Genomic DNA, 26,450 nt, shown 5'->3' with positions numbered 1-26,450 from the left:
TCAGCGAACCTTCTGATCCGGCAGAAAGCCGTCCGGCAACAGGGCTTCCGGATAGGCGAATCCGCTCTCGTCGTCAGCATTGGTCAGGAAGATGATCCACCGTTCACCGACAGCGGGCGTCGGCACGCGCCAGCAGAGCCCCAAGCCGCCGAGCTCTCCGGCAATGAACGCGTCACTCTTCGGCAATCCCTGAAGGACCGCCCGAGTCGTCAGGGCGGCGCGCCACGACGGCGCAGCGGCGTCCCCCTCCGTTTCAAGCCCGGCTACGGTGACGGCCACAATGGCCTCGTAGGGCGCGTTGAGGCGGCTGGACAGGTGCTCTGCGGATGAGCGGGGAGCGCGGCAGGCCGAGGCGCCCCCGGGCAGGGCGAAGGCCACGAGAGTCGATACTGCCAGAATCCGAAAACGCATGCCGATAGTCTGGCCGCCTCGCGCCGCCGCGCCAGTTTCGGAACCTGACGCAAAACGCCGCGAACGACAGCGGCCTGTCGCCCCTTTCGGGGGGGCTCCTGGACCTACTGAACCGACTGGCGAGGCTGGTTGGAAGCGGCGGCGGGGGCAGCCGGCTGGTAGGGGCGTTCGCCGGCGGGCTCCGGCGCGGGAGCCGGGGTGCGGGCGGCCGGACGCGCCGGAGCCCGGGCCGGCGCGCGCGCGGGGCGCGCCGCCGGGGGACGGTTCGCGGCCGGACGCGGCGTCGGAGCGGCGGCGGCGGGAGCGGCGACGGGTTGGGGCGTCGGCGCCGCTGCTGCGGCGGCGGGCGTGACGGCCGGGGCCGCCTCAGGCGCAGGCTCGGCGGTCGCGGCGGCCACGCGGGCGGCCAGCGCCTGCTGGGCGGCGAAGCGGCGGGCCAGTTTCTCGGTCAGGGTGCGGGCGGCGGCGGGGTCCATCTGGGCCATGATGGCGGCCAGGGTGCGCGGACGCATGGCGGCGGCGACCGGCAGGCGGACATCGTCATCCAGCGTCGAGAAGACGCGGGCGGCCTCGCGCGGGCGCATGGCGGTGTAGACGGCGACCAGACGGTCGTTTTCGGCCTTCTGCTTCTCGTCGACCTGACCCAGCAGGGCGGCGACCTCGGCCTTGACCTGCTCCAGCGCCTGAACGCGGGCGTCCAGCTTCTGTTCGGCGGCGGTCATCAGGGGCAGCATGGAGGCGAAATCGGTGTCGCGGGCGTCCAGCTCGACCCGGCGGGCAGACAGCGACTGGATAATGCGCAGCTCGGCCGGCGAAATGCCTGCCTGCTGGGCCAGTTGCTCCGGCGACAGGGCGCAGACCGCGGCGGGCGGCGCGGCGGCGGCGGCGGGAGCCGCAGCCTCCTCCGCCCAGGCCTTGGCGCCTTCGAACAGGCCCGGCGCCACACCGATGGCGCGGATGATCACCACGCCGCCGATGGCGACGGCGATCAGGGGCAGGAGGCGGGGGATTTTGGCCATGAAGGAACTCGAAACCCGGAGAGGGAAAATCAGGCGGCGAACAGATCGTCGTCCAGACTACGGCGCGCCTGGTTGAGGCTTTGCTTCGCGGACTGGTTAGCGGCCCCGTGCGCGGTCAGGGCGCCGAGGATGGCGTGGACATTGCCGGCGGCCGGGGCGCGGGTCGGAACGGCCATGCCCTGGATGCGCTCGGCCAGCGCCTGCATGCGGGCGGCGCGGGCGTCGTCGTCCGAGACAGGGGCGGCGGCGGCGGGAACCGGACGCGGCGCAGTGGCGCGCGGCTCGGCGCGGGGACCGGGTTCGGCGGCGCGGGCCGGGACGATGTCGCCGCCCCGGGCGATCAGGGTTTCCAGCTGGGCCTTCACCTCCCGCGCCTTGATGATGCGGTCGTGCAGCAGGTCGGTTTCCTGCCCCGAGGCGCGAAGGGAGGCCAGGGCGGCCTCGGCGCGGCCGGCGGCGCTGTTCAGGTCGGTGACGGCCGAGGCGAACGCCAGCTGGCCCGCACGCAGGGCTGTCAGCTTGCGCTCCAGCCGGATGCCGTAGCCGATCGCCGCGACCAGCAGCAGCATCAGGATGCCGTCCAGAATCATGCCGGTCATCAGCGTTTTCCCTTCACCAGACTGGAGGCGGCCTCGACGTTCACCGGGGCCTCGATACGCACGGCGATATGCTGGCCCTTGCGGCCCATGCGGCCGACGGTCAGCGGAATGGAGCCCGCCCGCACCGAGACGTTGGACTCGGGGGTGGCGTTCAGCATCAGGGTGTCGCCGACCTTGAAGTCGAGCACCTGCGACAGGGGCACCTGCTGCTCGTCCAGCACGACGCGGACCTCGGTCTCCGTGGTCCAGAGCTCGGTGGCCAGGTGGCCTTCCCAGATGTTGTCGCGACCGAATTTCTCACCCATGAACTGCTGCAGCAGCATCTTCCGGATGGGTTCGAGCGTGGCGTAGGGCAGCAGCAGCTCGATGCGCCCTCCGCGATCTTCCATGTCGATGCGCAGCTTGACCAGAATCGCCGCGTTCGCAGGACGCGCGATGGCGGCGAAGCGCGGATTGGTCTCCAGCCGGTCGAGGTTGAAGTGGACGGGCGTCAGGGGCTCGAAGGCGGCGCGGGCGTCGGCCAGCACGACCTCGACCATCCGCTGGACCAGAACCCGTTCGATGGTGGTGTAGGGACGCCCCTCGATGCGCAGGGCCGCGGTGCCGCGACGGCCGCCCAGCAGCACGTCCACGATCGAATAGATCAGGTTGGAATCGACCGTCAGCAGGCCGTAGTTGTCCAGCTCCTCGGCCCGGAACACGGCCAGGATGGCCGGCAGCGGGATCGAGTTCAGATAGTCGCCGAAGCGGATCGACGAGATATTGTCCAGCGACACCTCGACGTTGTCGGAGGTGAAGTTGCGCAGGCTGGTCGTCATCAGGCGCACGAGGCGGTCGAAGACGATCTCGAGCATCGGCAGACGCTCGTAAGACACCAGCGCCGAGTTGATGATGGCGCGAATGCCCGATCGCTCGGAGCCGTCGTCGTCGCCCAGATCGAAGCCGAGAAGGCTGTCGATCTCATCCTGATTGAGGACCCGCTCGGACGCGACGGGACGATCGTCGGCCAGGGGCTCGGCGAACGGATCGGCCTCGTCTGCGAAGGCGGCGTCGGTCATGGGCTACTGCACCAGCATTTCTTCGATCAGCACGGCGTCGACCTTGCCGGGGGCGGCGATCAGGTTGACGCGGCGCAGGATCTCCGCACGCAGCTGGAAGCTGCCGGCGGACCCGGCCAGATCTTCGGGACGCAGTTCGCGCAGGAAGCTCTGGAACATATCGTTCATGCGCGGCATCTCGCCCTGGAGGTGCGAGGCCAGTTCGGCGTCCTGCATCTCCAGCGTCAGCTTCAGCTTCAGATAGGTCGGGCGACCGTCGGCGGACTGGATGTTCATCACCATGTCCGGGAGGGTGTAGAAGGTGACGCCGTCGGGGCCTTCGGCGATCGTGCCGAGCGCGGGGTTGGCCTCGCCTTCCGCGCCGCCGCCGTGACCGCCCCCCTTTTTCTCGGCCTTCTTTTCACCGTGGCCGCCGGCCTTCTCCTCGCCGTGACCGCCGCCGGCGTCTTCGGCGGCAGCCGACTTGGGCTGCATCATCATGAAGGCCGCCGCGCCGCCGCCGCCCAGCACGACCGCGGCCGCGGGAATGACGATGAACAGCAGGGGCAGCTTCTTCTTCGCCGGCGCGCCTTCGCCCTCGGCCCCTTCGCCGTCGGTCGTGGCGGGCAGGTTGGCGTCACCGCCCCCGCCCTTTTTCTTGCCCAGTTTCAGCATCCGGCCCGCGCCCCGAGAATCTCAGGCTCCAATTCAGCCGGGTTTGGTTAACGAGCCGTTTACGATCGGCAAATCCTGCCGGGCGCCGAATACGGCTTTGCAGCCCAAAGGCCCGCCACGACTGGATTAACCCTGTTGGCACAACCGTTGCGAGGTGGATGTCCGAAAGGAGCCGCCCGTGGAAAACGCAGCCTACGCCGGATTGTCACGCCAGATGACGCTTCGCCGCGAACTGGATGTCGTGGCGAACAACATCGCCAACGCCAACACGAGCGGCTTCAAGGTCGAGCAACTGCTGGTCGGCACCGAGGTCGGCGAGCGGGCCCGCAACGCCTTTGTGCGGCCGGGCGTCAGCTTCGTGCTGGATAACGGCGTGGGTCGTGACTACGGCCAGGGCGCGATGGAACAGACGGGCCGCTCGCTGGACTTCGCCATCGAGGGCGAGGACGCCTTCTTCAAGGTTCAGGACGGCGCGGGCGAGGCCTATACCCGCGACGGCGCCTTCACCCTGGACCCCACGGGACGCCTGACGACACAGGGCGGCAAGGCCGTGCTGGGCGACGGCGGCGAGATCATCCTGGACACCACCCTGGGCGAGCCCTCGGTCGGCGGCGACGGCACCATCAGCCAGAACGGCGAGGTCGTGGCCCGGCTGTCGCTGGTCCGCTTCGACAGCCTGGGCGCGCTCGAGAAGAGCGGCGACGGCCTGTACCGCAACGCCTCCAACGCCGTCGCCAACGAGGCGACCGACGCCCAGGTGCGTCAGGGCATGCTGGAAGGCTCCAACGTCAATCCGATCCTTGAGATCACCAACCTGATCGAGATCCAGCGCGCCTACGAGAGCGTGACCCGGATGATCGAGAACACCACAGACCTGTCACGCCGCTCGGTCGAGCGGCTGGGCCGGGTTTCGTAAGGGAGCACTGAGACATGCGCGCGCTGAGAACCGCCGCCTCGGGCATGGCCGCCCAACAGCTGAACGTGGAGGTCATCTCCAACAACATCGCGAACATGAACACCATTGGCTACAAGCGCCAACGGGCCGAGTTCCAGGACCTGCTGTACCAGAACGTCGAGCGGATGGGCGCCCAGTCGTCCACCCAGGGCACCGTCGTCCCGACCGGCATCCAGATCGGCGCCGGTGTGAAGGCCGGGGCCGTCTATCGCGTCACCGATCAGGGCACGCCGTCCAACACCGGCGGCCTGTACGACATGGCCATCGACGGCCGCGGCTATTTCCAGATCCTGATGCCCTCGGGCGAGACGGCCTATACCCGCGCCGGCAATTTCGCGATCAACGGCGAGGGCCAGCTGGTCACCGACGACGGCTATGCGGTGCAGCCGAACATCACCATTCCGCAGGACGCGGTCGACGTTCAGATCTCCAAGTCCGGACAGGTGCAGGTCTTCACCCAGGGCAATGTCACGCCGCAGACAGTCGGGCAGATCGAGCTGGCCACCTTCTTCAACGAAGCCGGGCTGGAAGCGATCGGCGACAACCTGCTGCTGGAGACCGCAGCCTCGGGCGCGGCCAACGTCGGCACGCCGGGCGAGGTCGGATACGGCGACATCCTGCACAAGTTCACCGAGTCGTCGAACGTCGACGCGGTGTCGGAAATCTCGGCCCTGATCATCGCCCAGCGGGCGTATGAGATGAACTCCAAGGTCATCACCACCGCCGACCAGATGCTGTCGGTCAGCGCGCAGGTGAAATCATGAGGTCGGTGATCTTCGGCGCCGTCGCCGCCCTGATGCTGGCCGGGCCGGCGCTGGCGGGGCCGGTCACCCTGAAGGCCAATCCGGCGGACGCCGACGGCCAGGTGACCCTGGGCGACATCTTCGACGGCGTGGGCGCAGCGGCCAATGTCGTCGTCGGTCGCCGCGCGGGCCCTTCCATCGTCTTCGAGGCGGGCCAGCTTCAGGGCATGGCGCGTCAGGCCGGGCTGGAGTGGGCAAATCCGACCGGGTTGCGTCGGGTGGTCGTGCGCGACGCCGCCTCGGCGCCGGGCGGCCCTGCCCTGACCGCCTCGCCGGGCGCCGCGGCAGACGTCGCCGCCCCTGCCCCGGCCCACGTCCGCACCGCGCCGGTGCGGGCCGCCGACCGGATCATCAACCGCAACGACATGGTCGAGGTCCTCTACGAGGTCGGCGGCGTGCGCCTGACCATCACGGGGCGGGCCGAAGGCAATGCGGGCGAAGGCCAGCGCCTGGCCATCCGCAACCTGCAATCCAACCGCATCATCGACGCCGTGGCGACCGCGCCGGGACAGGCCATCGCCGGCCCGGCCACCCGCGCGCCCGCCGCCTCCCAACAGTTCGCCGCCCGCTAAGGGGAAGTTCCATGCGTACCGCCATGATCCTGACCACCGCCCTGACCGCCTCGCTGGCGCTGACCGCCTGCTCCACCGCCGTGGAAGCGGTGCGCGGGCCCGAGCTGGCGCCCATCGGCTATCCGGCCGCCCTGGTGCCGACCAGCCAGGTCTATCTGCCGTCGCCCGAAGCCCAGCGCGCCGACCGCGCCGCCAGCGCCAACAGCCTGTGGCGCACCGGCGCCCGCACCTTCTTCGGCGACCAGCGCGCCCGGAACGTCGGCGACATCCTGACGGTCAACATCGACATCGATGACCGCGCCCAGACCAACAACTCGACAAACCGCAGCCGCACCAACGCCGCCTCGGGCGGGGTGACCAACTTCTTCGGTCTGGAAAGCAGCCTGGGGCGCCTGTTCCCGGGCGGGTTCGATGCGGCCAACATGATCGGGATGGAAGGCGAGACCAATGCCGCGGGCTCGGGCTCGGTCAATCGCGCCGAGAAGGTCAGCCTGACCATCGCCGCCGTCGTCACCGACGTGCTGGCGAACGGCAATCTGGTGATCCAGGGGCGGCAGGAAGTGCGCACCAACCGCGAGGTCCGCGAACTGACCGTCGCCGGCATCGTGCGGCCGGAGGATATCTCCTCCGCCAACACCATCCTGCACACCCAGATCGCCGAGGCCCGCATCAGTTACGGCGGCCGTGGCGACATCAGCCGCGTGCAGGCGTCCCCGGCCGCGCAGTCCCTGGTGGAGCGGTTCAGCCCGTTCTGACTCCTCTCCCGGTGTCGCCATCCCGGCGAGGATCGGGCGGCGACGGCGGCGGGCGGAGCGGCATTTCCATCACAGGATGACTTTCGTCAGACGCCGTTCAGCTTGGCCGTGAACTCTTAACGGACATCAACGTTTGCCCCTCAGAGGTGAGTGTCTGTCCATGTTGAAGTTTGCTGTCCCCGCTGTCGCCGCCCTGGGCTTGATCGCTTTCGCCGCGCAATCGAGCGCGTCGAATGGCGACCTCCAGACCGTGCAGACCGGGATGGGCTGGCACCTCAGCCAGGAAGAGGGCATGGCCAAGCTGGCCTACGGCGTCGAGAACTCCGACCAGCTGGCGCTGATGATCACCTGCGAACCGGGTCATGCGCAGGCCGTCGTCTACGGCGACGTGCAGCCCGCCAGCCCGCGCCTGATCCAGGCCGCGATGGCGGAGACCGCCATCGATCCGCTGGACGGGGATCTGGCCGCGGAAAGCCGGATCTCGCTGCGTGACCCGACCATGCAGGACCTGGTGCGTCGCGGGCGACTGGCGGTCGAGGGCGACGCCGGGCGGTTCCAGCTGACGGCCACGCGCGACGAGCGCGTGCTGATCGACCGCTTCTTCTCCTATTGCGGAACCGATCACGCCTGACCACCTGATCAGGACGTCAGGCATCGGCGGGGGCTGAACTCATGAGCATTTTCCTGGTTGCCGCCGCGGCCTTGGCCCTCTGGCCGCAAACCGCCGCCGCCGCACCGCCAGAGGCCGCATGGACCTGGACGCTTTACAGCGACACGCCCGTGGTGCTGGCCAATGAGGTGCCGGACACCGCCAACCTGCGCACCACGCTGGAATGCGACCCGGGCAGCAGCGTCGCGCGTCTGACGTTGTACGGCGGCGAGGGCGGCGCGGGCATGGCCCGGGTGACCGCCGGAGAGGCCACGGCGATGGCCGAGGCGGAAGCCGCGCGGGGCGGTGGGCTGAAGCTGGCCCTGCGCACCGACCATCCAATTTTCGCGGCCTTCGGCGTCACCGGTCGGCTGGGCATCGCGCTCGGCGCGCAGCGCCGCACGGTCGAAGTCCCCGCCGCGCACCTTGCCAAGCTGCGCCGCTTCGCGGAACTGTGCTCCGGCTGAACCGGAGTTCTCCCATGCGCCTTCCCGTCCTGATCGTCGCTTCCGGCCTGACGCTGGCGCTGGCGGCGTGCAACACCACCGGCCAGCCGGGGATGGGACTGGCGGCTGCGGTCTCCAGCGGCTCGCCCGCCCCGGTCGAACACTATGACTGGTTCCTCCATCAGGACGGCAGCGAAGCGCGTCTGGCCTATGGCCTGGAGGAGAGCGACGACCTGCGGATCGGGCTGGACTGCCGCAAGAACTCGGGCCGTCTGGGCCTGAACGCCGTGGCGGCGGCCGATGCGGCCCCTGAAATCCATCTGGAATCCGGCGGCGACACCGAACGCTATCCGGCCCGGGCCGAGCCGTCTGAACTGAACGACGGCGTCTTCCTGAGCGCCGAGGCCAAGGCGGGCGATCCGGTCTTCCTGCGCTTCCGCCGTATCGGCTGGCTGGCTGTCTGGGACGGGGATCAACGCCACGCCTATGCCCCGCATCCCGGATCGCGCGATCGGGTCGAGCAGTTCTTCGCCTTCTGCGGTTGACGCAACGGCCCGGCTCCGGTGCAGTCCGGCCCGGATCCGGGAGGGAGCCCCCATGAACAAGACCATTCTCGCCGCCTCGGCCGCGGCCCTGCTGGCCGCTTGCGCCCAGATGGTCCTCGTCGGGCCCGCTTTCGCCCAGACCGCGCCGCCGGTCGCCGTCACGCGCAACGCCCAAGACCCGGCGCTGGCGGCGGTGCTGCATGACTATGAGGTCTATTTGCGCGCCCTGGATCCCATTACGGCGGGGATGGAGGGCGACCGGGCGGCCCTCGGCCGCCTGCCTGACGCGTCGCGCCAGGCCGAGGTCGCGCAGGAGGAGCCGCTGAAGGCCTTCGCGGACCGGCTGGCGGCGATCGACGCGTCACGGCTGACCGCCGACGACCGGCTGAACCACGCCTTCATGACCTATGTGATCCGCCGGTCGCGCGACCGGATCCCGCTGGACACCGGCCGGATCGACGCCTTCAGCTCCGAAGGCGGACCGGGCCAGATGCTGGGCTATGTCGCCAGCGTGACCCGGATCACCAGCGTCGAGGACGCGGAGCTGTATATCGCCCGGCTGGACGCCATGGCGCAGATCTATGACGACCAGAAGGACAACGCCCGGCGTGGCCTGACCAGCGGACTGGTCCAGCCCCGATCGATCGTCGAGAACGCCCTGAGCCTGATCGAGCCGGAGGCCGCGCTGACGCCGGCGACCGATCCCCTGCTCCAGCCGCTGGCCACCTTGCCCGCCTCGATCCCGGCGGCCCGGCAGGCGGAGCTGAGAGCCCGGGCGCAGGACGTCGTCGCCCGGCAGATCATGCCGCGTCGTCAGGAATGGGTCCGCTTCCTGCGCGAGGACTATCTGCCGAACGCGCCGGAAACCCTGGGTCTGGTGCACCGGCCCGGCGGGCGCGAGGTCTATGCCTATCTGGTGCGCGGCTACACCACGACCGACATGACCCCGGACGACGTGCACGCCCTGGGTCTGCAGGAGGTGGCGCGCATCCGGGCGCGGATGGACACGGAGATGCGGGCGGCGGGATGGACCGACGATTTCGCGGGCTTCCTCAGCTTCCTGCGCACCGATCCGCAGTTCTACGCCACGACGCGCGAGGACCTGATGGAGAAGGCCTCGGAGATGGCCAAGCGCTCCGACGACGGCCTGCCCGCCCTGTTCGGGACCCTGCCCCGCACCCCCTATGGCGTGCGAGAGGTGCCGCGCGAGATCGAGACCAACTACACCACCGGCCGCTACTTCCCCGGCTCGATGGAGAACGGCATCGCCGGCGGCTACATGGTCAACACCGGCAAGCTGGACCAGCGGCCGCTCTACGAACTGCCCGCCCTGACGCTGCACGAGGCCGTGCCCGGCCACCATCTGCAGATCGCCCTGCAGCAGGAGGCCGAGGACGGACCCTATTTCCGGCGCGGCGTCGACGTGACCGCCTTCATCGAGGGCTGGGGCCTGTATTCGGAATTCCTCGGCGAGGAGATGGGCTTCTACCGCACCCCCTATGAGCGGTTCGGGCGGCTGAGCTACGAGATGTGGCGCGCCTGCCGGCTGGTGGCGGACACCGGCATCCACTGGCTGGGCTGGGACATCGAACAGGCCAGGGCCTGTTTCCGCGACAACTCGGCCCTGGCGCCGCACAATATCGAGACCGAGTTGCAGCGCTATATCGGCTGGCCGGGTCAGGCGACGGCCTACAAGGTCGGCGAAATCCGCCTGCGCGCCATCCGCACGCGGGCCGAGACCGAACTGGGCGACCGCTTCGACGTGCGCCGCTTCCACGACGCCCTGCTGGTCGACGGCCCCCTGCCGATGGATCTGCTGGACCAGCGAATGGACCGCTGGATCGCGGAGGAGAAGGGGCGGCCCGCCGGGTGAATTGGCCTAGGCCCCCGGCATCACCGGCATCATGTTCTCATAGGGCGTGGTCGGTTTCTGGCCGGGCGGCAGGGCCGTCGGGGCCGGGTCGCCCTCCAGAGGCAGGGATTTGATGTAGCGATAGACCGCCCGCTTGTCGGCCTCGTCCATGGCCCGGACGCTGGGCCAGGGCATGGGCGGCAGGCCCTCGCGGGTGTTCAGCATCTCGACCCAGGCGTCCTCGGTCATGCCCGCCACGGTGCGGCGCAGGTTGTGCGGATAGGTGACGCCCCACGGCCCCATGAAGCCGGAGCCATTGCCCTTCAGCCACGCGCTTTCAGGCACCTTGCCGCCGCTCTGCGCATAGCCGGGCGTGTGGCAGTCGTTGCAGCCGCCGGTCACGATCAGGTAGCGGCCCGCCTCGATATCGGAGGCGGCGGCCACATGCGGCCCGTCCGACGTCCTGACATTGACCCGCGCCTGATCGCAGGCCGCCAGTCCGACGGCGCAGGCGCCGAGCAACAGAAGGTGTCGGGTGGTCATGATGGTTCTCCCCTGAGCAAACAGAGAACCGCGTTTTTTGGATTCTGGCAAATCGGGCGCTCAGCCCAGTCCCAGTTCCATCCGCTGCTTTTTCGTCAGCTTCGCCGCGATGATGGCGTGGGCGATGGCGAGATGGTCGGCCAGTTCGTCATCGGGCCAGGCGGCGGGGTCCGGCAGGTTCACCCATTTCGCGCGCGCCATATAGGGCGCCGGGCGCGCCCGCCCCTCCTCCGTCAGCACCTCATAGGCGATGTCGGAGACCTTGAACGACACCCCGCCCTCGCCGCCGGCCATGACGAACATCTTGCCGCCGACCTTGTAGACGTCGGGGTCGTCGCCGAACGGATGGTCCAGCGTGGCGCCGGGCAGGGCCAGGCAGACCCTGCCTATCCCTGCCCGGTCCATGATCAGGCGTTTTCGGACGCGGGCGCCGTCACGCCGATGCCGATCGGGCAGACCACGCCCGTGCCGCCGATGCCGCAGTAGCCGGCCGGGTTCTTGGCCAGATAGCCCTGGTGATAGTCCTCGGCGTAATAATAGGGCTGGGCCTCGGTGATCTCGGTAGTGATCCGGCCGCGCCCGGCCTTGTCCAGCGCGGACTGATAGGCGTCGCGCGACGCCTCGGCCTCGGCCTTCTGTTCGTCGTCCAGATAATAGATGGCCGAGCGGTAGGTGGTCCCGATGTCATTGCCCTGACGCATGCCCTGGGTCGGGTCATGGTTCTCCCAGAAGGCCTTCAGCAGTTCGGCGTAGCTGATCTCGGCCGGGTTGAAGACAATCTTGACCACCTCGGTATGGCCCGTGCGGCCCGTGCAGGTCTCTTCATAGGTCGGATTGGGGGTCAGCCCCCCGGTATAGCCGACCGAGGTCACCCAGACGCCCGGCAGGGACCAGAAGATCCGCTCGACGCCCCAGAAGCAGCCCATGCCGAAAACGGCGGTCTGGAAGCCTTCCGGATAGGGCCCTTTCAGCGGGCGCCCGCTGACGAAATGGACCTCGTCGGTGTGCAGGGGCGTGTCGCGCCCCGGCAGGGCGGTGTCGGCGGTGGGCAGGGTGGTTTTCTGCGAGAGCATGGGGGGAAACTCCGGACAATTCGTTCCCCGCCCATATGGGGGCTAATGAGGCGCTTGCCGAGGGGGTCCGACTGTTCTAATCAGCGCCCCTCGCCGGATGGACCGTCCGACGACACACGAAGGCCCTCGGGCGACGTCGTGGAAACGGACAGGTGGCGGAGTGGTCGATCGCGCACGCTTGGAAAGCGTGTGTACGTGAAAGCGTACCGAGGGTTCGAATCCCTCTCTGTCCGCCACGCACCTTCACAGGGTTTTGAAATCCTTTGCTTATCTGGCGCTACGTCGGATTTGCCCTAATATTTGCCCCAATGGTTTGGTCCGGCGGGTCAGTTTTAATCATCTTCTAGGTTCCGGTCCGGGATCGCCCACATGTCGCTGGGGTACTCCCAAACCGTCTGCGCAGCACAAATCGCGTAGTCGACAGTGTGCCCCTGAGCACGCAATGCCCGAGCGCTAGCTAGCAAGTGCCCCCCGGTGGAGCAGACGTCATCTACCAGCACCACACGCGTCGGTGCCGCCGGGCGAACCCTGAGATTCGCTTCTAATATTCTAGGGTCACGAGGGCCGCCATCGGCGGCCTTGGCAAGCCTTTGCCTCCAGCACAGCAAGTCCTCGGCTGTGAAGCCGTCCTGAATACCGCTGATTGCAGTGGCCAATCTTCGACCTTTTTCGTCTTGCCCAAAGGCAAGGCAAGGCGAGGACGGCACGGGAACGAGTATGCCCTCAGCAAACGGAAGCCCCCTCAAACAATGGGCACCCCACTGGCCAAAAATGTCGAAGGCAGGAGCGGGATTTGCTTGATTTATTGTCACCCACTGTTTGTCGAGGCGACGCAACGTAGCGTATCCCTTGATCTCATGCCCCTTGAGGGCCTTGACCAATTTGAATGCGTCAAAGTCCACCTGTCGCCAACCCAGGCCGCGCTCCACGTAGCTCGGATAGGCACCGTGGACCCTCAGCCAAAGAGCCATTAGCCGTAGATCGTCTTCAGGAGGCTCTCGGTAGTTTCGAGGGGCACAAACCGGTCGTAGCTCAAGAAGCTGGCGGGCCAAGTAAGGCGGGAGTCATCCAACACGTTCTTGGCGATCCCCAACCACCGCCCCAAGCGAACGCACTCTACTGCTTGGTGAAGGCTACCGGAGGTATCGGAGGCTTCAACGACAATGCTGGCGTCGGCTACCGCCGCCATAGTCCGATTGCGGGCCGGGAAATTAGACGGGAAGACCCGAGCACCAAACGGAAATTGAGACACCAATAAGTGGTCCCGGTAGATGTCTTCCTGAAGTCGCTTGTTCTTTGCCGGGTAGGCTTGGTCAAGCGGCGTGCCGATGACCGCCACGACGTCGCCCCCCGCTTCAATCGCAGCGGTCAGTGCCGCAGTATCAATTCCTTCGGCCAGCCCGGAGACGATAACGACGCCCTCAGCAACCAGTTGACGCGCCAGCTTCGCCGCCCGCTGCGATCCCGCCTCGCTCGCTTTGCGCGCGCCGATGATTGCGATGCAACGACGCTGGAGTAATTCGGTCCTGCCCGACGCGAAAACGCTACCGCCGTTTCCCCCCGCTCCTTTGGTGACTGAATTTATCCAATCACTCTGCTTCGGAGCGAAGTCCGCTCGACCAGTGCCCTGAAGAAGGTCGTTGAGGGAAATGCGTGTCCACGTCTCCGGTGCCTGATAGGCCAGTCGCGAAGCTCCTCTCCTCATTGAGTTTTCGATTGCTTCCTCTATTTGCATGCCTACCCCCGCTTCTAGCCCAATAGGCGATGCGCACCAATCAAGGCACTCAGGCAGCAGTGCGCAATCTATCGCGTACGCCGACTCGCGCAGACGTCAAAATGGCCTCAAAGCAGTGGCCACAGGGCATACGCAATCATGCGCACGGCGCAGTTATTGACCCCGTCCATTCCAAGCCACAGGCACGGCTCGGAGGGCTAGAATACAGTACCAAATCGTCGAAGCGCTTCACGATCAACCGCCTGCTCAAATGCGATGCTCGCTTCGGTCCAGGACTTCAACATTCGCTCCCGGTTTGCTCCCCGCCGCCGCCGCTTGTGCAGGGCCTCTTCAAGTCGGCATGCCCGCGAGCCTAGCCGTCCCAACCAGTCCTCCGACTGGGTCGCATAGGTAAGCCGGTGGGCCTGACGACAGGCAATCACTCCGCCGACGATTGGGAGAACCTCGCAACGTCGGCCTGACAGCGGACACCGGGCGTAGAGGCGATGACCACCGAAACGCATAGGAACGGCCTCTAGGGGAATGACGGTTCGCCTTGCCTCGCCTCTAAAGGTGAAGCTCACAACGAGCTGCCGGCTGTCGGACGATGTCAGATCGACTGTGTAGCCGACGCTGCCGGTTTCTTCCCCGTAGCGAGACCACCGCAAACTTCCGGCCGAAACGCCGCCGTCCCTGAAAGCGCCCTTGGCCCTCAGAAAGCGCATATCAATGCGGCATGCGCTCTCGACCGTTCCTCGGTTCCGAGTCCGATATCGACCCGAAAGATAGCCGCCCACGGTGGTCTCCGATTTTCCGAACTCTATTGGCTAACGCGTTGGCTTCGGCGTTGGCCCAAGCCAGAACTCCCGCGCCTATGGCTAGATATATATGTGTCCGAAGGCAGGGGACCGATCGAGGTGCCCAAACACCCCCTCGCAGTCCCAATCGAGGGGACAACTGTCAGCATGGCGCGCCCTCTTGTCCGGCTTCAAGGGACCGCCTCGACGCTGGATTGGGACTGCGAATTTCCTTGGCCGGTTTCCATTGAAGGAATGCCTTTGAGGGTGCCGCCCCGGTCAAGTCATTCTTGTGCGAGGTTAGGCTCCACTCTGAACTGTGAGGCAGTTTGTAGCTGAAGGCCCCGACCTGACTGCACTCGATAACCCCGACCTCCATAAGCCTGCGTAGGGCTTTCGCGGCGGTGTCTTTATTGATCCGGCAGGCCGCCGCCGCGCGCCGGACAGACAGGCACAAAAAGCCGTTGTTTGAGCCGTTGTAGAATTCGGCGAGGCAGACGTAGACGGCTCGTTCAACGGGCGTGAGAGAGGTCCAGGCGGCGGATCGCAGCAAGTAGTGATGAAGCTGGACAAACGGCGGCCCCGCAATGGAGCGGCCTTTGATGGTGTGTCTTCTCGGCATGGTATCTGGCCTTACGGGATAGGCGGACGCGGCAACCCGCAATCCGCCCAACCGGTTGTCAGGCTTCCTCCCCAACGAGACGCAGAGGCATCGAAAGCGCATAGCGCCCGACCCTTGACCCGTCTCCGGCGGGCTCGCGTCGGGTCTCAATCCGCACGCCCAACATCCGCAGGCAGTGGACGTAATGCGACGTTCGGCGCGCCCAACCCAAAGGTGATGCTTCGCCTGAGGTAAAGCCTCGCGGGCCTCGCTCCACTAACAGCGATAGCGTTTGAGCCAGTCGCCCCCTGACGGTAACGGGGTCTCGACCTTCAGCAATAAAGGTCACCTCGGGCTTGATACGATGGGGCGGGGTGTTACCTTGCCCCGGCTTTCCTGACGTGGAATGCAGCCTACCAGCCTCCCTTGCCGCGCCAACGGCTTGGGAGGCTTTTTCGTTCTCGGTCTCTGTCATCGAGCACCTCCGGCGGCCTGATGAATGAACCGGTCGACGGTCTCTCTCAGGATCAGTCGCCGCCCGCCAACCCTGAAGCTGGCAAGAGCCCCGGACTGGATAAGCTCGTAGACGCGCGAACGGCTTAGGCCTGAATAGGTAACGACCTTCGGCACGTTCAGGGCAATGGGTTCTGTCAAAGCGGTATCCTTCATCTGCCGCGCGCGAGCACCGGACGAAGTATCCAGAGAATCCGCGAAGCAATATCCAGATAACATGTCTGAGCCGCTAGGGAAGAGGTGCGGACGCTTTGCGCAGCGCATTGGCCGCTCAGTGGACGATCCGTCCACAGCGTTCACGTCCCGTTCGCAGATATCCACCAGTGGATATCGCTACAGCGCAAATCAGGGGTTTTTTCTACCGAACGAGACAATATTCGCCGGACGCGACGAATACATGCAGTGTCGCGCCCAATCCTGCATAAGAGCGCGCCGCTTCTCCAGCGCATCACCTCGGCGGTAGGCTCTCTCGGTAGCGTCCCCCACAACGTGCGCTAACGCCGCCTCGGCGACCTCCCGAGAGTGGATAGAAACCTCGCCAGCCCAATCCCGAAAACTCGACCGGAAGCCGTGGGGTGTGACCTCGGACCCTTTCAAATCCATTCGCAGCAGCAGGGCGCGGAAGGCATTGATCGACAAGGCACCACCGTTCGTGGCCGGGAATACGATGGCGTCCATCTTGCCTTCGGACAGAGCCTGCACGGCGGCCAGGATTTCGACCGCCCGCTCAGTGAGCGGCACCCGATGCTCGCGCTTGGCCTTCATTCGCACCGCCGGGACCGTCCAGACCTTCGCCTTCAGGTCCATCTCGCTCCATTGGGCCTCGCGAACTTCGCCAGACCGGGCGGCGGTCAGGATCAGGAATTCCAGAGCAAGGGCAGCCATCGCCTCGCGTTCGCGCAGGCTGGCCACAAACGTCGGGACTTTGTCGTATGGGAGCGCCGCATGGTGGCCGCGCGTGAGCTTTTGCCGCTTGGGCAACAGGTGACCGAGGTGGCCTCGCCAGCGGGCCGGATTCTCCCCTTTCCGGTGCCCCTTGGCCTTGGCCGCATCCAAGACATTTTCGATCCGCCCGCGCAGGCGCGAAGCCGTTTCCGGTTTCACCAGCCAGATAGGCTGAAGCACCCCGTAAACATCCTCGGTGGTGATTTGATCGACGGGGATCGCTCGGAGCTTGGCGGCGTCGGTGGTGAGGGTGGTGGACCATTGCGCCCGATGCTTTGCGTTGGACCACTTCCGCGACATGGCGGCCACGTACTCGTCGGCAGCTTCCCCAAAAGTGGGGATCGCGCTGGAGGCCTGCCGGGCCGTTAGCGGATTGACGCCTCGCGCGACCGCCTCTCGGGCTTCACCCGCCAGCTTGCGAGCTTCCTTGAGGTCCACGCCCAAGACGCCCCCCAAACCCATCTCGGTGAGTTTGCCCCTCCAACGAAACAGATAAATCCACTGCTTCGACCCCCCGGCCCGCACGGCGAGATACAGACCACCGCCATCGGAGTACCGGCCCGGCTTAACGGCAGCCCGGACCCCTTGCGGCGTCAGTCGATTTATCTCTCTGGCCATTTCCCTGCCCCAACATTTGCCCCAACAATTTGCTCGGATTACACCGGATTGTCTAGGACGGAATGGGACGGTGCCTACTACCTACCTTTATAATAGCAGGGCTTTTCTGGACGCTTTCAGCCGGCTCTCGGATGCTAGTTAGGCGGACTCTCTGTCCGCCACGCACTTCGATGACTGGTCCCGGTACAAAGACGAAGTCAGCGTCTCCAAGAACTCGAAATCAAAACTCAGGCGCCTGCGATATTGACGTCGTGCAGCCTGTGTTCCCGGAAGCGACAGTGCGCTCGTGGCTCGAAGGAGCCGTTGGCGGTGCCGGCGTCCGGTGGCGGCACAATCGCTTTGTTCAGCCCCCCTCCTTCGCCCCGCACCGCCCCGCCCCCCCCGCAAGACAGCGGTTCCGGTCACGAGGGGCGCAACCGGTTGCAGTTGCGGCCCGGAAGTGGCTGGCACGGCCATGCTTCACCCCCTACAACTCGCGAGCGAGGCAAATGAGGGAGAGCGCGTTGCGGGGCGAGGTCTTGAGTTTCAATGCGGGGACGGGGGAGGGATTCATCCTCGCTGAAACCGGGGAACGGTTCAGTTTTACGGCAGCGGATGTGCGCTCCGGGCGCCCTCTCGACCGCGATCAGAAGGTTGAGTTCGCGGCTGACGATGGTCGCAAGGCCCGCAACATCGTCGAGGTCCACCCCGAGGTCATGCGTCGATCCTCTACGGGTTCGGGGCATTTCGACCTCGGCCGGGTGATCCAGCGGACGTTTACGTCGATCGGGCAGAATGCAGCGGTCTTCTTCGGCGCCTCCGTCATTCTGGTCGGCATTCCCAGCACCATCTCCGCCCTCGGCCAGGGATCGCTGACGTCGGCCAACCCCTATTCGGGCTTCGGCTTCGTCATTCTCGGCACGATGCTCTATTTCATCGGCCTCTACCTGCTGCAGGGCATGGTGGTGAAGGCGGCGGTCAACGGCTTCAACGGCAAGAAGACCGCGTTCGGCGATGCCTTCGGGGCCGGCTTGCGGATGTTCTTCCCCCTGCTCGGCCTATCCATAGTCGCCACCCTCGGCGCCCTGCTCGGCTACATCCTGCTGGTTGTCCCGGGGATCCTTCTGTCGGTGATCTGGTCGGTGGCCGCCCCCGCTGTGGTCGTCGAGAAGCGCGGCGTCTTTGAGAGCCTGCAACGTAGCCGGGACCTGACCCGCGGATTCCGCTGGCCGGTGTTCGGGCTGATCGTAATCTATGTGGTGCTGTCATGGATTTTCGGCCTGGCGATGGGCGGTCTCAGCCTGGCCACGGGCGGGACCTTCACCGGCGGTACGCCCAACCTCGCGGTGACCCTGATCTCGGGCCCGCTGACGAACATCGTGGCGGGCGTCGTCGCCTCCGCAGGGGTGGCGTCGCTCTACTACGAACTCCGGATCGCCAAGGAAGGCGTCGGTGCGGAAGACCTGGCGTCAGTCTTCGATTGATCGGCGCGCTCAGACGTCGTGCTTGTCGCGACGTCTGACGCCCATCAGCAACTTCTGTTCGAGACGGCCCCGGAGCGCGGCATAGTAGGCGGCCAGGAAGTCACGGTCGGTGTCGTCCTGGCGGCGCCAGCCGATCTTGCGGGCGATCCGCTCGGCCACCGAAGCCAAGGTCGCGCGATCGGCCTGGCGCAGGACCGATTCCAGGACGTGAAGCTCCTTGGCGCCGTAGGCGTCAAGTTGCCTCGCCGTGAAGTCATAGACGGCGATCCGCTGAACCCCTTCGTCCGCCATATCGCGGGTCAGCTTGTGGCGCGGCGCACGGACGACCCATGTGCCGCCTACAAGATCGCCCAGCCTCAGCCGATCCCGGTTGAACAGCGGGAAGAAGACGAAGACGCCGGCCCAGACGAAGCCGAGGAGGTAGAGCCAGCTATCGACCCCGCCCTGGCTGGCCCGCGCGCCGAGCACTGAAAGCGGCAAAAACACTTCCAGCTCGCGCATCGCATTGCGCGAAAAGACCGCCTCCGCCTTGAGTCTCCCCCCGTCCCGCGAGGCCACGCGCAGGCCCATGATGCGCTTCCCGGGGGTCGCCGCGGCCGCCGACAGCTCGAATGCGGTGAAGTAGAAATTGCGCAGAAGGAAGAAGACGGCCAGCCAGATGACGGCCAGCAGCTCCATGCCCGCGCCCCCCGCGCCGAGCCCGGTCAGGACGACCAGCAGGGTGAAACCGATCAGAACCGCGACGATGATGCAGGCGTCGAGGAGGAAGGCGGCGGCCCGCTGGCCGGCGTCGCCGATGTTCAGCCGCAGATCCACCCCCTCCGGGGTCACGAAGGCGCGCTCCGTCCGGGCGCCCATGTCCGCATCCCCGATCACGACGCTCTCCGACGCGGCGCATAGAAATAGGCGCCCCAGATCCCCGCGCTGGCCGCAGCCACGACGTAGCGAAGGGTCGTGTCGGTGATCAGTTGCCGGCCAAAGCCTTCAAGCAGCCCCGCCAGCAACAGCATGACCACCACACCTCCCATGACGATGCCGGCCAGCCGCCCCGCCTCCATCGCCGCATCGAGTCGGCGTTTTCGCCCCGGGAAGGCGACGGCCCAGCCGATGCGTAAGCCGGCCGCGCCGGCCAGCACGACCGCGAAGAGCTCGGTGACACCGTGGATCAGCAGCCACCCTCCCACCTCGACACCGAGGCCCCGGCTGGCGAACAGGGCGACAAACGCCCCGATAGTCGCACCGTTATAGAGGATCAGCAGGCCGGTCGGCAGACACAGGGCGAAGCCGAGCGCGAAGGCCAACAGGGCCACCTGGGCATTGTGGGTGAACAGGAAGGTTGCGAAGACCGAAAGGCCCCGGGCGTCTTCGGTACCGTCCAGGGTGGCGCGAAGGCTCTCGGTCGACGCAGCCGGGTCACGCCCCCCGCCCAGGTCTCCGGGCACGAAGGCGTAGAACCATTCCGGCTCGATCGTGACCAGCCAGCCGGCCACGAGGGCGCCGAGCAGCATCAGGCCGACCGATACGAGGGTCTCGGGCCACAGGTTCCTGACGGCCGCTGGCCAGTCTGTGCTGAAGAAGCCGGCCAGACGGTCTTGGAGCGTGGATCGCGAGCCGTAGACGAAGAAATAGGCGCGGGCGGCCAGGGTCTCCAGATAGCGGATCAGGTCCTGGTCGAGCGAGGTTTCGCGCGCCACCGACAGCGCCGAAAGCGTCGACCGGTAGAGGGTCGGTATGGCCAAGATCTCCGCGTCCGTAAGGCGCGACATCGACCCCTTCTCCGCCTTGTCCAACAGCCGCTCGAGGCGACGCCAGTCGTCTTCTCGCGCGCGACGGAAGCGCTGGCTCTTGAGCAGACCGGGAACGGGCGTGCTGTTCACAGCAGATCTCTCGCTTTGAGGTCCAGATAGGCGTTGACCACCGCCGGCCCAACGTTGCGCGCCGGCACATCAACGATATGGGCGCCCATGCGCCGGAGCCGCCCGACGACGGTCTCCCGTTCCCGCAACAGGGTCCCGGCGACGACGGCGCGCGAGACGTCCTCGGCGGTGGCCGGCGCGGCGCTCGCAAGGCTTTCCAGCTCTTCGTCACGCAGCACGACGAACAGAAGCAGGTGTCGGCGCTGGAGGCGGCCAAGAGACTCGATCATCAGCTCGGCGGCGGTCGAATCGGTGAAGTCGGTGAAGATGACGATCAACGAGCGCCGCTGGAGTTCACCGGACAGGGTGGCCATCGCCAGGGTGAAGTTCGTCTCATGCGTGGAATAGTCGATGCGACCGGCGACGGTCTGGATCACGCGGAATGCGTCAGCGCCCGAGATTGCGCCCGTTGAAAGACGCGGCTGCGAGTCGAAGGCGAACAGGCCGGCGCGGTCGCCGGACCGCAGGCAGGCGTAGGACAGCAGGAGGGCCGAATGGATGAACCGGTCGATCCTCGGCATTCCGCCGACGGGCTCGCAGGCTGCCCGGCCACAGTCCAGGGCCATGATGACATTGTGGTTGCGCTCGGTCCGGAACTCCTTGGCGAGAAGCGCTGAATGTCGGGCCGACTGCTTCCAGTCGATCGAACGGCGATCCATGCCCGGCTGATAGTCGCGCAGGGCCTGGAACTCGGCCCCTTCTCCGATCTCGATCTGGGTTTTGGCGCCGGACAGGGCGTCGCGGGCGAACATGCGGACCGCTTCGTCCCGCACGCCCTGCAAGTCCGTCCGGACCGGCGCCGGAGCGCCGATGGTGAAGACCTTCTGCTTCCAGGCCAGGCCGAGCGGACCCTGCCATCGCACCCACAGATCATCGATGCTGGCGTTTCCCCGACGCTCGGGCTGGAACGGGAAGGCCAGGCCGACCGTCCGGTCTTCGACGCCGACGCGCTGGACGTCCTCCTCGATACCCAGCCGCGGCTCGCCGGAAAGAGCGCCCTCGACATGGCTTGGCGACGCTCCCTTGGGCGCGAACTGAAGCACCAGTCCGATCAGCCCTGGCCGACCGACCGCCGCTGACACCGCACGCGGTTCAGCAAGCCGCAACCCTGTTCGCGAGCCCGATGCGAGGGCGTCCAGAGCGATCAACAACAGGACCCCCACGATCCACGCCGGGCCGACGAGCCACCCCGCCGGCATGGACACGCCAGCCAGCAATGCGACGGGAACGCCCGCCGCCGCCGCCATCACTGCGCGTCGGGTGGGATAGATCATCGGGGGGCGGCGACCTGATCCACCAGCCCGGCCAGCACCTGCTCAACGCGTCGGCCCTCAATCTCCGCCGCTGGCGAGAGGACGAGACGATGGCGGAGGGCCGGAAGGGCGAGAGCCTTGACATCGTCGGGGATCACATAGTCCCGACCGTCCAGAGCGGCGCGGGCGCGGGACGCGAGGGCCAGCATGGCGCCCGACCGTGGCGACGCACCCGTCTCGACATCGGCTGAATCCCGGGTCGACCGCACCAGTCCGACGATATAGCCGACAACCTCCTCGGTCAGTCTGACGTCCGCGACAGCGCCGATCGCCGCCTCCAGGGTCGCAGGGTCGGCGGCCACCGCGACACCGAGACTTTCCGGCTGCATCTGGCCGACGCGGCCGCCATGGGCGGCAATGATCGCATGCTCCTGTTCGACCGAAGGGTAGTCCACGACATGTTTGAACAGGAACCGGTCAAGCTGCGCCTCCGGCAGCGGATAGGTGCCCTGCTGCTCGATCGGATTTTGCGTGGCGATCACAGTGAAGTGCGGACTTAATGTGTGCGCCTCCCCGTCGATGGTGATCTGGCGTTCCTGCATCGCTTCCAGAAGGGCTGCCTGGGTCTTGGGCGGCGTCCGGTTAATCTCGTCCGCCAGCAACAGTTCGCAGAAGATGGGTCCGCGCGTCAGCGTGAAGCTGGAGGTCTGGAAGTTGAAAAGATTGGTCCCGATGATGTCGCCCGGCATGAGGTCGGGCGTGAACTGGATGCGGCCGTAGTCCAGTCCGATCGCGTGGGCGAAACTGTGGGCCAGCAGGGTCTTGGCCGTTCCCGGCGGTCCCTCCAGCAGAACGTGGCCACCCGCGAACAGGGCCGTCAGCAACAGGTCGACAGCAGCGTCCTGGCCGATCACCGCCTTTGCAATCTCGGCGCGGATGCGCCCTGCGACCGTCTTCACCTCATTGACGTGCACGTGTCAGCTCCTGTTTCCAGCGATGAAGGGCTCCGGCCACCTCCAGCAGGTCGACCGGCGTTTTGGCCGCCGCGGCTCGCTCGGCCAGGGCGGAATAGGTGTCCTGCGCGCCGGAAGCCCGGCTAACGCGGTCGAGGAAATCGTTGAGAGCCGTGTCGCTCAGACCGCGTGGAGCGCCGATGGCTCGCGCGACCAGGCCGCGAACGATGAGGGCGTAGGGCGTCGCCATATGGTGCTCTCGCCGCGCCAGCCGGATCAGACCGGCGGTGTTGTCCGCAAGGCCCCGTTTGCCGAGCGCGATGACGCGGCCATGCGCACGCGCCGGCCCGAACCTCACCGCCGCCTGGAAGCCGGCGAGCGCGGCGAGGCCCACCAGGATCAGGGTCATGCCGAGGAGCGGCGGCTCCAGCATCAGGCGCAGCAAGTTCCGCGGCCTCTGGAAGCCGTGGAGCGTCAGGTCGAAGACGATGGGGGCGTCCCGCGCGCGGACGATGTCGAGAATCGCGACGGCCGTCTGCGCGCCGCCGAGGGTCTTCAGTCCTTGCGTGTTGATCAGGTCGGGGTCGGCAAGCAGATAGGTCCGCGTTTCACGATGCATGCCCAGCACGATCCCGCCCTGGTCATCCACCACCACGGGAATCCATGCCGTGCCCGACAGGGTGCGCAGACCCTCGACCTCGATGGGGGCGCCGAACGCCTGCCCGGCCGGTCGTTGCAACGCCACGCGCGCGGGGCCATCGCGAGCCGTCAGCCGGGTCTGGTCGCGCAACTCGTCCGGCAAGGCTTGCAGGACCGTCGCGTGTGGAAGAGCCCCCGCTGTGGTGACCCAGCCCGGTCGCCCCGGTTCGGCGATGGCAACCCATTTGGGCAGGACGATCAGGGTCGGACCTGGATGGCGAATGTCGTCGATCCTGTCGGGATCCGTCTCCCCGGTGGGCGTGAGGACAAGCAGGCTGTCCTCAGAACCGGCGGAAAGGTCGCCCCGGCTGAGAACCACCGGAACACCGAGACTGCGCATCAGACGCGGCAAGGCGCCGTAGCCGATCGAGGCGCGCGACAGGGCGTGGCTGCCGCCGTCGTTGCCGGATTGGAGCTCCGGCCTGTACGCGGAGAGCACCCCCATGCCGGCGAGGGCGACCACGCTGACCAGTGCGGCCACGATGATCGTGACCGGCGAGAAGGCGCCCGCGCTGGCCCGGGTAGACAGACTCACGCTGTCCAGCCGTCCGGCAGGGCGAAGGCCTCATACGCCCGGCGGCAGCTGGCGAAGTCCGCGGAATCCACAGGCGCGCCGCCGAACAGACTGCGTTCGACAATCCGCCCGATCAGCGTGAAGGCTGGGCGGGCGCTGTCCGGCAAGGCTTTCAGGTTCGCGATTTCGCGGGTCGTGAATGAGACGCGCAACGCTCTCGGATGGCGGCTCTCGATGTCCTGCACACTGCGCAGCAGCAGAAGGTGCGTCGCCTCCGCAAACTGCCCGCGGTTTGCGAGGCCGTCAGCTTCGGACAGCAGATCGCGCGCTGTCTGGGCCTGTGGACGCCACTCGACATCGACGACGGCCTTGGGCTTGTCCGCCTTCGGACGCGGCGCCCTGAGACGCAGGATCTCACGACCGATCGCGTAGAGGACCAGTCCGGCGATGGCCGCCAGGCCGATCCAGAAAACCCATTGCAGCGCGGGCGCGATGAACTGCAGCACCTCGCCGACCCAGCGCAGCCATCCCGGAACCTCCGGCGGCGTCAGCCCGGTGCGATCGAACTGCAGGGACTCGTCACGGATCAGCCGGGCGTGCGCCTCGGCCAAGGCCTCGTAGTTGGGCGCAGCCCGATCCTGCATCAAAAAGCACGCCCCACCACTATCGGCGCATCATGGCCCAATAGAGCGAGCAACCGCAAGTTCGCCGCGGCGCCCACCGCCATTGCGGGCTGCCGTCGGGCCTCGCACCCCCGGAATTTGCCGGACTGGGTCGCATTCAGTCAGCGCATCGACGGTCTCTGGCCTGCGCCGGGGGCCCGATTGTCGCCGAGGATGCAAAGCGAACCTCGAGAGTGGCCGTTACCTACGCCCGCTTCCGGCTGGTCGGTGAAGGTCCGCCCTTGTCGCAGAGCCGCCCTCCCCCGGGACGCGGTCCAGATGCGAAAGCCCAATCCTCAGGTCGGCGGCGTTCGGGCGGCCGCGTCGGCGTGATGCGGGTCCGGGTCAGATCGCGTCCGCGTAGGGCCGGGCCATGGCTTCGAAGCCGGAGAGGGTTCGCAGACCCTCGCGATTGAGAAGACGGGCCTGCCCGCCCGCCAGTTCGACCATGCCGTCGCGTTTGAGGGTCTGAAGCGTTCGGTTCACATGTACGCCGCTCATGCCCAGGACGATCCCGAGCGCGTCCTGGGACAGGGGAAAAGGCATGGCGCCGTCGTCGGCCAGGCCGACGTTGCGAAGTCGCTGATCCAGTTCCAGCAGGAAGCTCGCCATCCGCTCGACCGCATTCTGGCGCCCCAGGCGGACGACGTGATCGAGCACCCGCATCTCATCATGGCGGGAGCTGAGCGTCAGCGCCTCGTGAAGCCCCTGATGATCTTCGCCCGCATCGCGGACCTCCGAGAGAAGGGCGCCCGCATCGCAGGTGGTCACCGGCGTGATCGCGACCGTCGAGGACAGGGCGCGAGGCCGGGGTCGCCAGCACAGGCCGATGAAATCCCCGGGCAGGACCAGGGCGAACACCTGGCGTTGGCCATTGGGCAGGCTGCGCATGCGCCAGGCCCAGCCGGCCACCAGCAGCCGGGGGCCCGCGACCGCCTGCCCCTGTTGCAGAAGGACAGAGCCCGGCGGATGGCTGGAGCCGTCGCGCAGGATCGAGGTGATCAGCGACCGGTCTTTCGGCCCAAGGGTCGCAAGACCGTCAAGGCGATCTATGAGGCGTTCAAGACTGATGGCGCGGCCCGCTGACATGGGTTCTCCCGGCCGCCGCATCGCGACCCACTTCAAGGTTTTCCGAGACTTGTACGGTCGATGGCGGCTGTCGGATCGCCGGGATCACGCCGTCATCGAGAGGACCGAAGCGTGGGAAACCGTCCGACCCTGGTGCCGTCGCGTCCATGCCGCACCATGCGATAGGGGTAGCCCGGATACTGGCGGGCGACATGTCGCACGCCTTGCAACGCCACGGACGGATGCTGTCCCGCCCCCATGGTCAGGACGACGGTGTTCCCGTCCAGGGTTTGCTCATAGGTCGGCGAATAGCCGTCCTCGGTCCATCTGAGAGCGATCTCGGCGGAGGTCACCGCCCACAAGGTGACGCCCACGACGCGCCCGTTCTCGGACGCGAGGGCGTAATGGCCCCGGCTTACGGCGCCCGCGATCGCCTCGACCATCTCCCCGAACGGAAGGGTCCGGAACGGGGCGCGCGCAGCCATGAAGACCACCGCCGCCGCAAAGGCGGCGTCAGGTCGAGGCATCTTTCCGATTTTCAACGCCATAAGGCCCCTTTCGCCGGCCCGGCTACGACGCTCGCCGAGCCCACCGATCCCCCCCCCCGGTTAGCCAACGGATCGGAGACGGAAAACGGCGGCCCAGAGCCGCGATTAACATTTGATACCCTCATTGGAGGGCGTCCCGGACGAAAGTTAACGACGTGCGCACCGCCGCGGCAACCTTGTTACCCGAACCGGCTTGGGGGCTTCGGAGACAAATAGTTGTCATGCAGGACGCTGGTCGTCCGATGGGGAAAA

Annotated in this window: 29 protein-coding genes and 1 tRNA gene; 10 read left to right on the top strand and 20 right to left on the bottom strand. The window is 66.9% G+C overall.

The genetic code is table 11. The features are described from left to right. From ACW174_RS11050 to ACW174_RS11030, 5 genes are all read right to left on the bottom strand, one after another. Nucleotides 1-378 carry a hypothetical protein gene (locus ACW174_RS11050; protein WP_492014486.1) on the bottom strand — a complete coding sequence of 126 codons (378 nt, stop codon included), beginning with the start codon at nt 376-378 and terminating at the stop codon, nt 1-3. A 137-nt stretch (nt 379-515) separates the two neighbouring features. Then, a complete protein-coding gene (locus tag ACW174_RS11045) occupies nt 516-1,430 on the bottom strand; it encodes a MotE family protein (protein ID WP_492014485.1) in 915 nt (304 codons plus the stop codon). A gap of 29 nt (nt 1,431-1,459) precedes the next feature. After that, nucleotides 1,460-2,029 (bottom strand): DUF6468 domain-containing protein, encoded by a 570-nt coding sequence (locus ACW174_RS11040; RefSeq protein WP_492014484.1) that lies wholly within the window; start codon nt 2,027-2,029, stop codon nt 1,460-1,462. Beyond that, nucleotides 2,029-3,087 (bottom strand): flagellar motor switch protein FliM, encoded by a 1,059-nt coding sequence (fliM, locus tag ACW174_RS11035; RefSeq protein WP_492014483.1) that lies wholly within the window; start codon nt 3,085-3,087, stop codon nt 2,029-2,031. The genes ACW174_RS11040 and fliM overlap by 1 nt, the downstream gene beginning before the upstream one ends. A gap of 3 nt (nt 3,088-3,090) precedes the next feature. Next, nucleotides 3,091-3,741, bottom strand: a complete 651-nt coding sequence (locus ACW174_RS11030; protein WP_492014482.1) for a flagellar basal body-associated FliL family protein — start codon at nt 3,739-3,741, stop codon at nt 3,091-3,093. A gap of 178 nt (nt 3,742-3,919) precedes the next feature. Between ACW174_RS11030 and flgF the strand changes: the two genes are divergently transcribed. The 8 genes from flgF to ACW174_RS10990 all read left to right on the top strand — a co-directional run bounded on the left by flgF (nt 3,920) and on the right by ACW174_RS10990 (nt 10,339). Continuing rightward, nucleotides 3,920-4,657, top strand: coding sequence for a flagellar basal-body rod protein FlgF (flgF, locus tag ACW174_RS11025; RefSeq protein ID WP_492014481.1), 738 nt, complete (start codon nt 3,920-3,922; stop codon nt 4,655-4,657). Between the two features lie 14 nt (nt 4,658-4,671). Then, nucleotides 4,672-5,460 carry a flagellar basal-body rod protein FlgG gene (gene flgG / locus ACW174_RS11020; protein WP_492014480.1) on the top strand — a complete coding sequence of 263 codons (789 nt, stop codon included), beginning with the start codon at nt 4,672-4,674 and terminating at the stop codon, nt 5,458-5,460. Continuing rightward, on the top strand, nt 5,457-6,071 hold the full coding sequence (locus ACW174_RS11015) for a flagella basal body P-ring formation protein FlgA (protein WP_492014479.1): 615 nt from the start codon (nt 5,457-5,459) through the stop codon (nt 6,069-6,071). Before flgG ends, ACW174_RS11015 begins: the two co-directional genes overlap by 4 nt. Nucleotides 6,072-6,082: 11 nt before the next feature. Continuing rightward, nucleotides 6,083-6,826 (top strand): flagellar basal body L-ring protein FlgH, encoded by a 744-nt coding sequence (gene flgH / locus ACW174_RS11010; protein WP_492014478.1) that lies wholly within the window; start codon nt 6,083-6,085, stop codon nt 6,824-6,826. Between the two features lie 160 nt (nt 6,827-6,986). Beyond that, nucleotides 6,987-7,457 carry a hypothetical protein gene (locus tag ACW174_RS11005; protein WP_492014477.1) on the top strand — a complete coding sequence of 157 codons (471 nt, stop codon included), beginning with the start codon at nt 6,987-6,989 and terminating at the stop codon, nt 7,455-7,457. Between the two features lie 41 nt (nt 7,458-7,498). Beyond that, entirely contained in the window at nt 7,499-7,942 is a 444-nt protein-coding gene (locus ACW174_RS11000) for a hypothetical protein (protein WP_492014476.1), read from the top strand. Nucleotides 7,943-7,956: 14 nt separating this feature from the next. Beyond that, nucleotides 7,957-8,466 carry a hypothetical protein gene (locus ACW174_RS10995; protein WP_492014475.1) on the top strand — a complete coding sequence of 170 codons (510 nt, stop codon included), beginning with the start codon at nt 7,957-7,959 and terminating at the stop codon, nt 8,464-8,466. Nucleotides 8,467-8,518: 52 nt separating this feature from the next. Further along, complete coding sequence (locus ACW174_RS10990; protein ID WP_492014474.1) at nt 8,519-10,339, top strand: DUF885 domain-containing protein; 1,821 nt, start codon at nt 8,519-8,521, stop codon at nt 10,337-10,339. 6 nt (nt 10,340-10,345) lie between these two features. Here ACW174_RS10990 and ACW174_RS10985 read toward each other — a convergent pair whose 3' ends face one another. From ACW174_RS10985 to msrA, 3 genes are read right to left on the bottom strand one after another with little or no spacing between them, the layout of a single operon-like run. Next, the gene (locus tag ACW174_RS10985; protein WP_492014473.1) at nt 10,346-10,861 is read right to left on the bottom strand and encodes a cytochrome C; all 516 of its coding nucleotides are present in this window, start codon (nt 10,859-10,861) and stop codon (nt 10,346-10,348) included. Nucleotides 10,862-10,921: 60 nt separating this feature from the next. Then, the gene (locus tag ACW174_RS10980) at nt 10,922-11,266 is read right to left on the bottom strand and encodes an MmcQ/YjbR family DNA-binding protein (RefSeq protein ID WP_492014472.1); all 345 of its coding nucleotides are present in this window, start codon (nt 11,264-11,266) and stop codon (nt 10,922-10,924) included. A gap of 2 nt (nt 11,267-11,268) precedes the next feature. Continuing rightward, nucleotides 11,269-11,934 carry a peptide-methionine (S)-S-oxide reductase MsrA gene (msrA, locus tag ACW174_RS10975; protein WP_492014471.1) on the bottom strand — a complete coding sequence of 222 codons (666 nt, stop codon included), beginning with the start codon at nt 11,932-11,934 and terminating at the stop codon, nt 11,269-11,271. 146 nt (nt 11,935-12,080) lie between these two features. On the opposite strand from msrA, the gene ACW174_RS10970 reads away from it, so the two are divergent. Beyond that, nucleotides 12,081-12,170, top strand: a tRNA-Ser gene (locus ACW174_RS10970). A 734-nt stretch (nt 12,171-12,904) separates the two neighbouring features. Here the strand turns inward: ACW174_RS10970 and ACW174_RS10965 are convergent. The 4 genes from ACW174_RS10965 to ACW174_RS10950 all read right to left on the bottom strand — a co-directional run bounded on the left by ACW174_RS10965 (nt 12,905) and on the right by ACW174_RS10950 (nt 17,122). Continuing rightward, nucleotides 12,905-13,669: a DNA-processing protein DprA gene (locus tag ACW174_RS10965; protein ID WP_492014470.1), complete on the bottom strand. Its 765-nt coding sequence runs from the start codon at nt 13,667-13,669 to the stop codon at nt 12,905-12,907. A gap of 1,456 nt (nt 13,670-15,125) precedes the next feature. Beyond that, a complete protein-coding gene (locus ACW174_RS10960; RefSeq protein ID WP_492014469.1) occupies nt 15,126-15,521 on the bottom strand; it encodes a winged helix domain-containing protein in 396 nt (131 codons plus the stop codon). Then, nucleotides 15,518-15,715 (bottom strand): helix-turn-helix domain-containing protein, encoded by a 198-nt coding sequence (locus ACW174_RS10955; protein WP_492014468.1) that lies wholly within the window; start codon nt 15,713-15,715, stop codon nt 15,518-15,520. The genes ACW174_RS10960 and ACW174_RS10955 overlap by 4 nt, the downstream gene beginning before the upstream one ends. Before the next feature lie 189 nt (nt 15,716-15,904). Beyond that, on the bottom strand, nt 15,905-17,122 hold the full coding sequence (locus ACW174_RS10950) for a tyrosine-type recombinase/integrase (protein WP_492014467.1): 1,218 nt from the start codon (nt 17,120-17,122) through the stop codon (nt 15,905-15,907). A gap of 695 nt (nt 17,123-17,817) precedes the next feature. On the opposite strand from ACW174_RS10950, the gene ACW174_RS10945 reads away from it, so the two are divergent. Continuing rightward, the gene (locus ACW174_RS10945) at nt 17,818-18,585 is read left to right on the top strand and encodes a DUF7847 domain-containing protein (RefSeq protein ID WP_492014466.1); all 768 of its coding nucleotides are present in this window, start codon (nt 17,818-17,820) and stop codon (nt 18,583-18,585) included. A 9-nt stretch (nt 18,586-18,594) separates the two neighbouring features. Here ACW174_RS10945 and ACW174_RS10940 read toward each other — a convergent pair whose 3' ends face one another. The 8 genes from ACW174_RS10940 to ACW174_RS10905 all read right to left on the bottom strand — a co-directional run bounded on the left by ACW174_RS10940 (nt 18,595) and on the right by ACW174_RS10905 (nt 26,177). Further along, nucleotides 18,595-19,461, bottom strand: coding sequence for an RDD family protein (locus ACW174_RS10940; RefSeq protein WP_492014465.1), 867 nt, complete (start codon nt 19,459-19,461; stop codon nt 18,595-18,597). After that, on the bottom strand, nt 19,458-20,462 hold the full coding sequence (locus ACW174_RS10935; protein WP_492014464.1) for a stage II sporulation protein M: 1,005 nt from the start codon (nt 20,460-20,462) through the stop codon (nt 19,458-19,460). The genes ACW174_RS10940 and ACW174_RS10935 overlap by 4 nt, the downstream gene beginning before the upstream one ends. Beyond that, nucleotides 20,459-21,775 (bottom strand): DUF58 domain-containing protein, encoded by a 1,317-nt coding sequence (locus ACW174_RS10930; RefSeq protein ID WP_492014463.1) that lies wholly within the window; start codon nt 21,773-21,775, stop codon nt 20,459-20,461. The genes ACW174_RS10935 and ACW174_RS10930 overlap by 4 nt, the downstream gene beginning before the upstream one ends. After that, nucleotides 21,772-22,728 carry an AAA family ATPase gene (locus tag ACW174_RS10925; protein WP_492014462.1) on the bottom strand — a complete coding sequence of 319 codons (957 nt, stop codon included), beginning with the start codon at nt 22,726-22,728 and terminating at the stop codon, nt 21,772-21,774. The genes ACW174_RS10930 and ACW174_RS10925 overlap by 4 nt, the downstream gene beginning before the upstream one ends. Next, a complete protein-coding gene (locus ACW174_RS10920) occupies nt 22,715-23,887 on the bottom strand; it encodes a DUF4350 domain-containing protein (protein ID WP_492014461.1) in 1,173 nt (390 codons plus the stop codon). The genes ACW174_RS10925 and ACW174_RS10920 overlap by 14 nt, the downstream gene beginning before the upstream one ends. Nucleotides 23,888-23,937: 50 nt before the next feature. Then, complete coding sequence (locus ACW174_RS10915; RefSeq protein WP_492014460.1) at nt 23,938-24,564, bottom strand: DUF4129 domain-containing protein; 627 nt, start codon at nt 24,562-24,564, stop codon at nt 23,938-23,940. A 363-nt stretch (nt 24,565-24,927) separates the two neighbouring features. After that, on the bottom strand, nt 24,928-25,671 hold the full coding sequence (locus tag ACW174_RS10910) for a Crp/Fnr family transcriptional regulator (protein ID WP_492014459.1): 744 nt from the start codon (nt 25,669-25,671) through the stop codon (nt 24,928-24,930). A 92-nt stretch (nt 25,672-25,763) separates the two neighbouring features. Continuing rightward, nucleotides 25,764-26,177 carry a hypothetical protein gene (locus tag ACW174_RS10905; RefSeq protein WP_492014458.1) on the bottom strand — a complete coding sequence of 138 codons (414 nt, stop codon included), beginning with the start codon at nt 26,175-26,177 and terminating at the stop codon, nt 25,764-25,766. Nucleotides 26,178-26,450 lie beyond the last annotated feature (273 nt).

Source organism: Brevundimonas sp. AVps31 (genome assembly GCF_058681355.1).
Note: the sequence above shows the minus strand (reverse complement) of the source record. Positions and strands in the feature narration are given on the sequence as shown.

Bases quoted from the DNA above. Each gene is read 5' to 3' on its own strand.
- ACW174_RS10905 (WP_492014458.1), bottom strand. From the start codon at position 26,177: ATGCCTCGACCTGACGCCGCCTTTGCGGCGGCGGTGGTCTTCATGGCT.
- msrA (WP_492014471.1), bottom strand. From the start codon at position 11,934: ATGCTCTCGCAGAAAACCACCCTGCCCACCGCCGACACCGCCCTGCCG.
- ACW174_RS10945 (WP_492014466.1), top strand. From the start codon at position 17,818: ATGCGTCGATCCTCTACGGGTTCGGGGCATTTCGACCTCGGCCGGGTG.
- flgH (WP_492014478.1), top strand. From the start codon at position 6,083: ATGCGTACCGCCATGATCCTGACCACCGCCCTGACCGCCTCGCTGGCG.
- ACW174_RS11040 (WP_492014484.1), bottom strand. From the start codon at position 2,029: ATGACCGGCATGATTCTGGACGGCATCCTGATGCTGCTGCTGGTCGCG.
- ACW174_RS10985 (WP_492014473.1), bottom strand. From the start codon at position 10,861: ATGACCACCCGACACCTTCTGTTGCTCGGCGCCTGCGCCGTCGGACTG.
- ACW174_RS10955 (WP_492014468.1), bottom strand. From the start codon at position 15,715: ATGAAGGATACCGCTTTGACAGAACCCATTGCCCTGAACGTGCCGAAG.
- ACW174_RS11000 (WP_492014476.1), top strand. From the start codon at position 7,499: ATGAGCATTTTCCTGGTTGCCGCCGCGGCCTTGGCCCTCTGGCCGCAA.
- ACW174_RS10980 (WP_492014472.1), bottom strand. From the start codon at position 11,266: ATGGACCGGGCAGGGATAGGCAGGGTCTGCCTGGCCCTGCCCGGCGCC.
- ACW174_RS11030 (WP_492014482.1), bottom strand. From the start codon at position 3,741: ATGCTGAAACTGGGCAAGAAAAAGGGCGGGGGCGGTGACGCCAACCTG.
- flgG (WP_492014480.1), top strand. From the start codon at position 4,672: ATGCGCGCGCTGAGAACCGCCGCCTCGGGCATGGCCGCCCAACAGCTG.
- ACW174_RS10960 (WP_492014469.1), bottom strand. From the start codon at position 15,521: ATGACAGAGACCGAGAACGAAAAAGCCTCCCAAGCCGTTGGCGCGGCA.
- ACW174_RS11045 (WP_492014485.1), bottom strand. From the start codon at position 1,430: ATGGCCAAAATCCCCCGCCTCCTGCCCCTGATCGCCGTCGCCATCGGC.
- ACW174_RS10965 (WP_492014470.1), bottom strand. From the start codon at position 13,669: ATGCAAATAGAGGAAGCAATCGAAAACTCAATGAGGAGAGGAGCTTCG.
- ACW174_RS11015 (WP_492014479.1), top strand. From the start codon at position 5,457: ATGAGGTCGGTGATCTTCGGCGCCGTCGCCGCCCTGATGCTGGCCGGG.
- ACW174_RS11005 (WP_492014477.1), top strand. From the start codon at position 6,987: ATGTTGAAGTTTGCTGTCCCCGCTGTCGCCGCCCTGGGCTTGATCGCT.
- ACW174_RS10995 (WP_492014475.1), top strand. From the start codon at position 7,957: ATGCGCCTTCCCGTCCTGATCGTCGCTTCCGGCCTGACGCTGGCGCTG.
- ACW174_RS10950 (WP_492014467.1), bottom strand. From the start codon at position 17,122: ATGGCCAGAGAGATAAATCGACTGACGCCGCAAGGGGTCCGGGCTGCC.
- ACW174_RS10930 (WP_492014463.1), bottom strand. From the start codon at position 21,775: ATGATCTATCCCACCCGACGCGCAGTGATGGCGGCGGCGGCGGGCGTT.
- ACW174_RS10910 (WP_492014459.1), bottom strand. From the start codon at position 25,671: ATGTCAGCGGGCCGCGCCATCAGTCTTGAACGCCTCATAGATCGCCTT.
- ACW174_RS10915 (WP_492014460.1), bottom strand. From the start codon at position 24,564: ATGCAGGATCGGGCTGCGCCCAACTACGAGGCCTTGGCCGAGGCGCAC.
- fliM (WP_492014483.1), bottom strand. From the start codon at position 3,087: ATGACCGACGCCGCCTTCGCAGACGAGGCCGATCCGTTCGCCGAGCCC.
- ACW174_RS10990 (WP_492014474.1), top strand. From the start codon at position 8,519: ATGAACAAGACCATTCTCGCCGCCTCGGCCGCGGCCCTGCTGGCCGCT.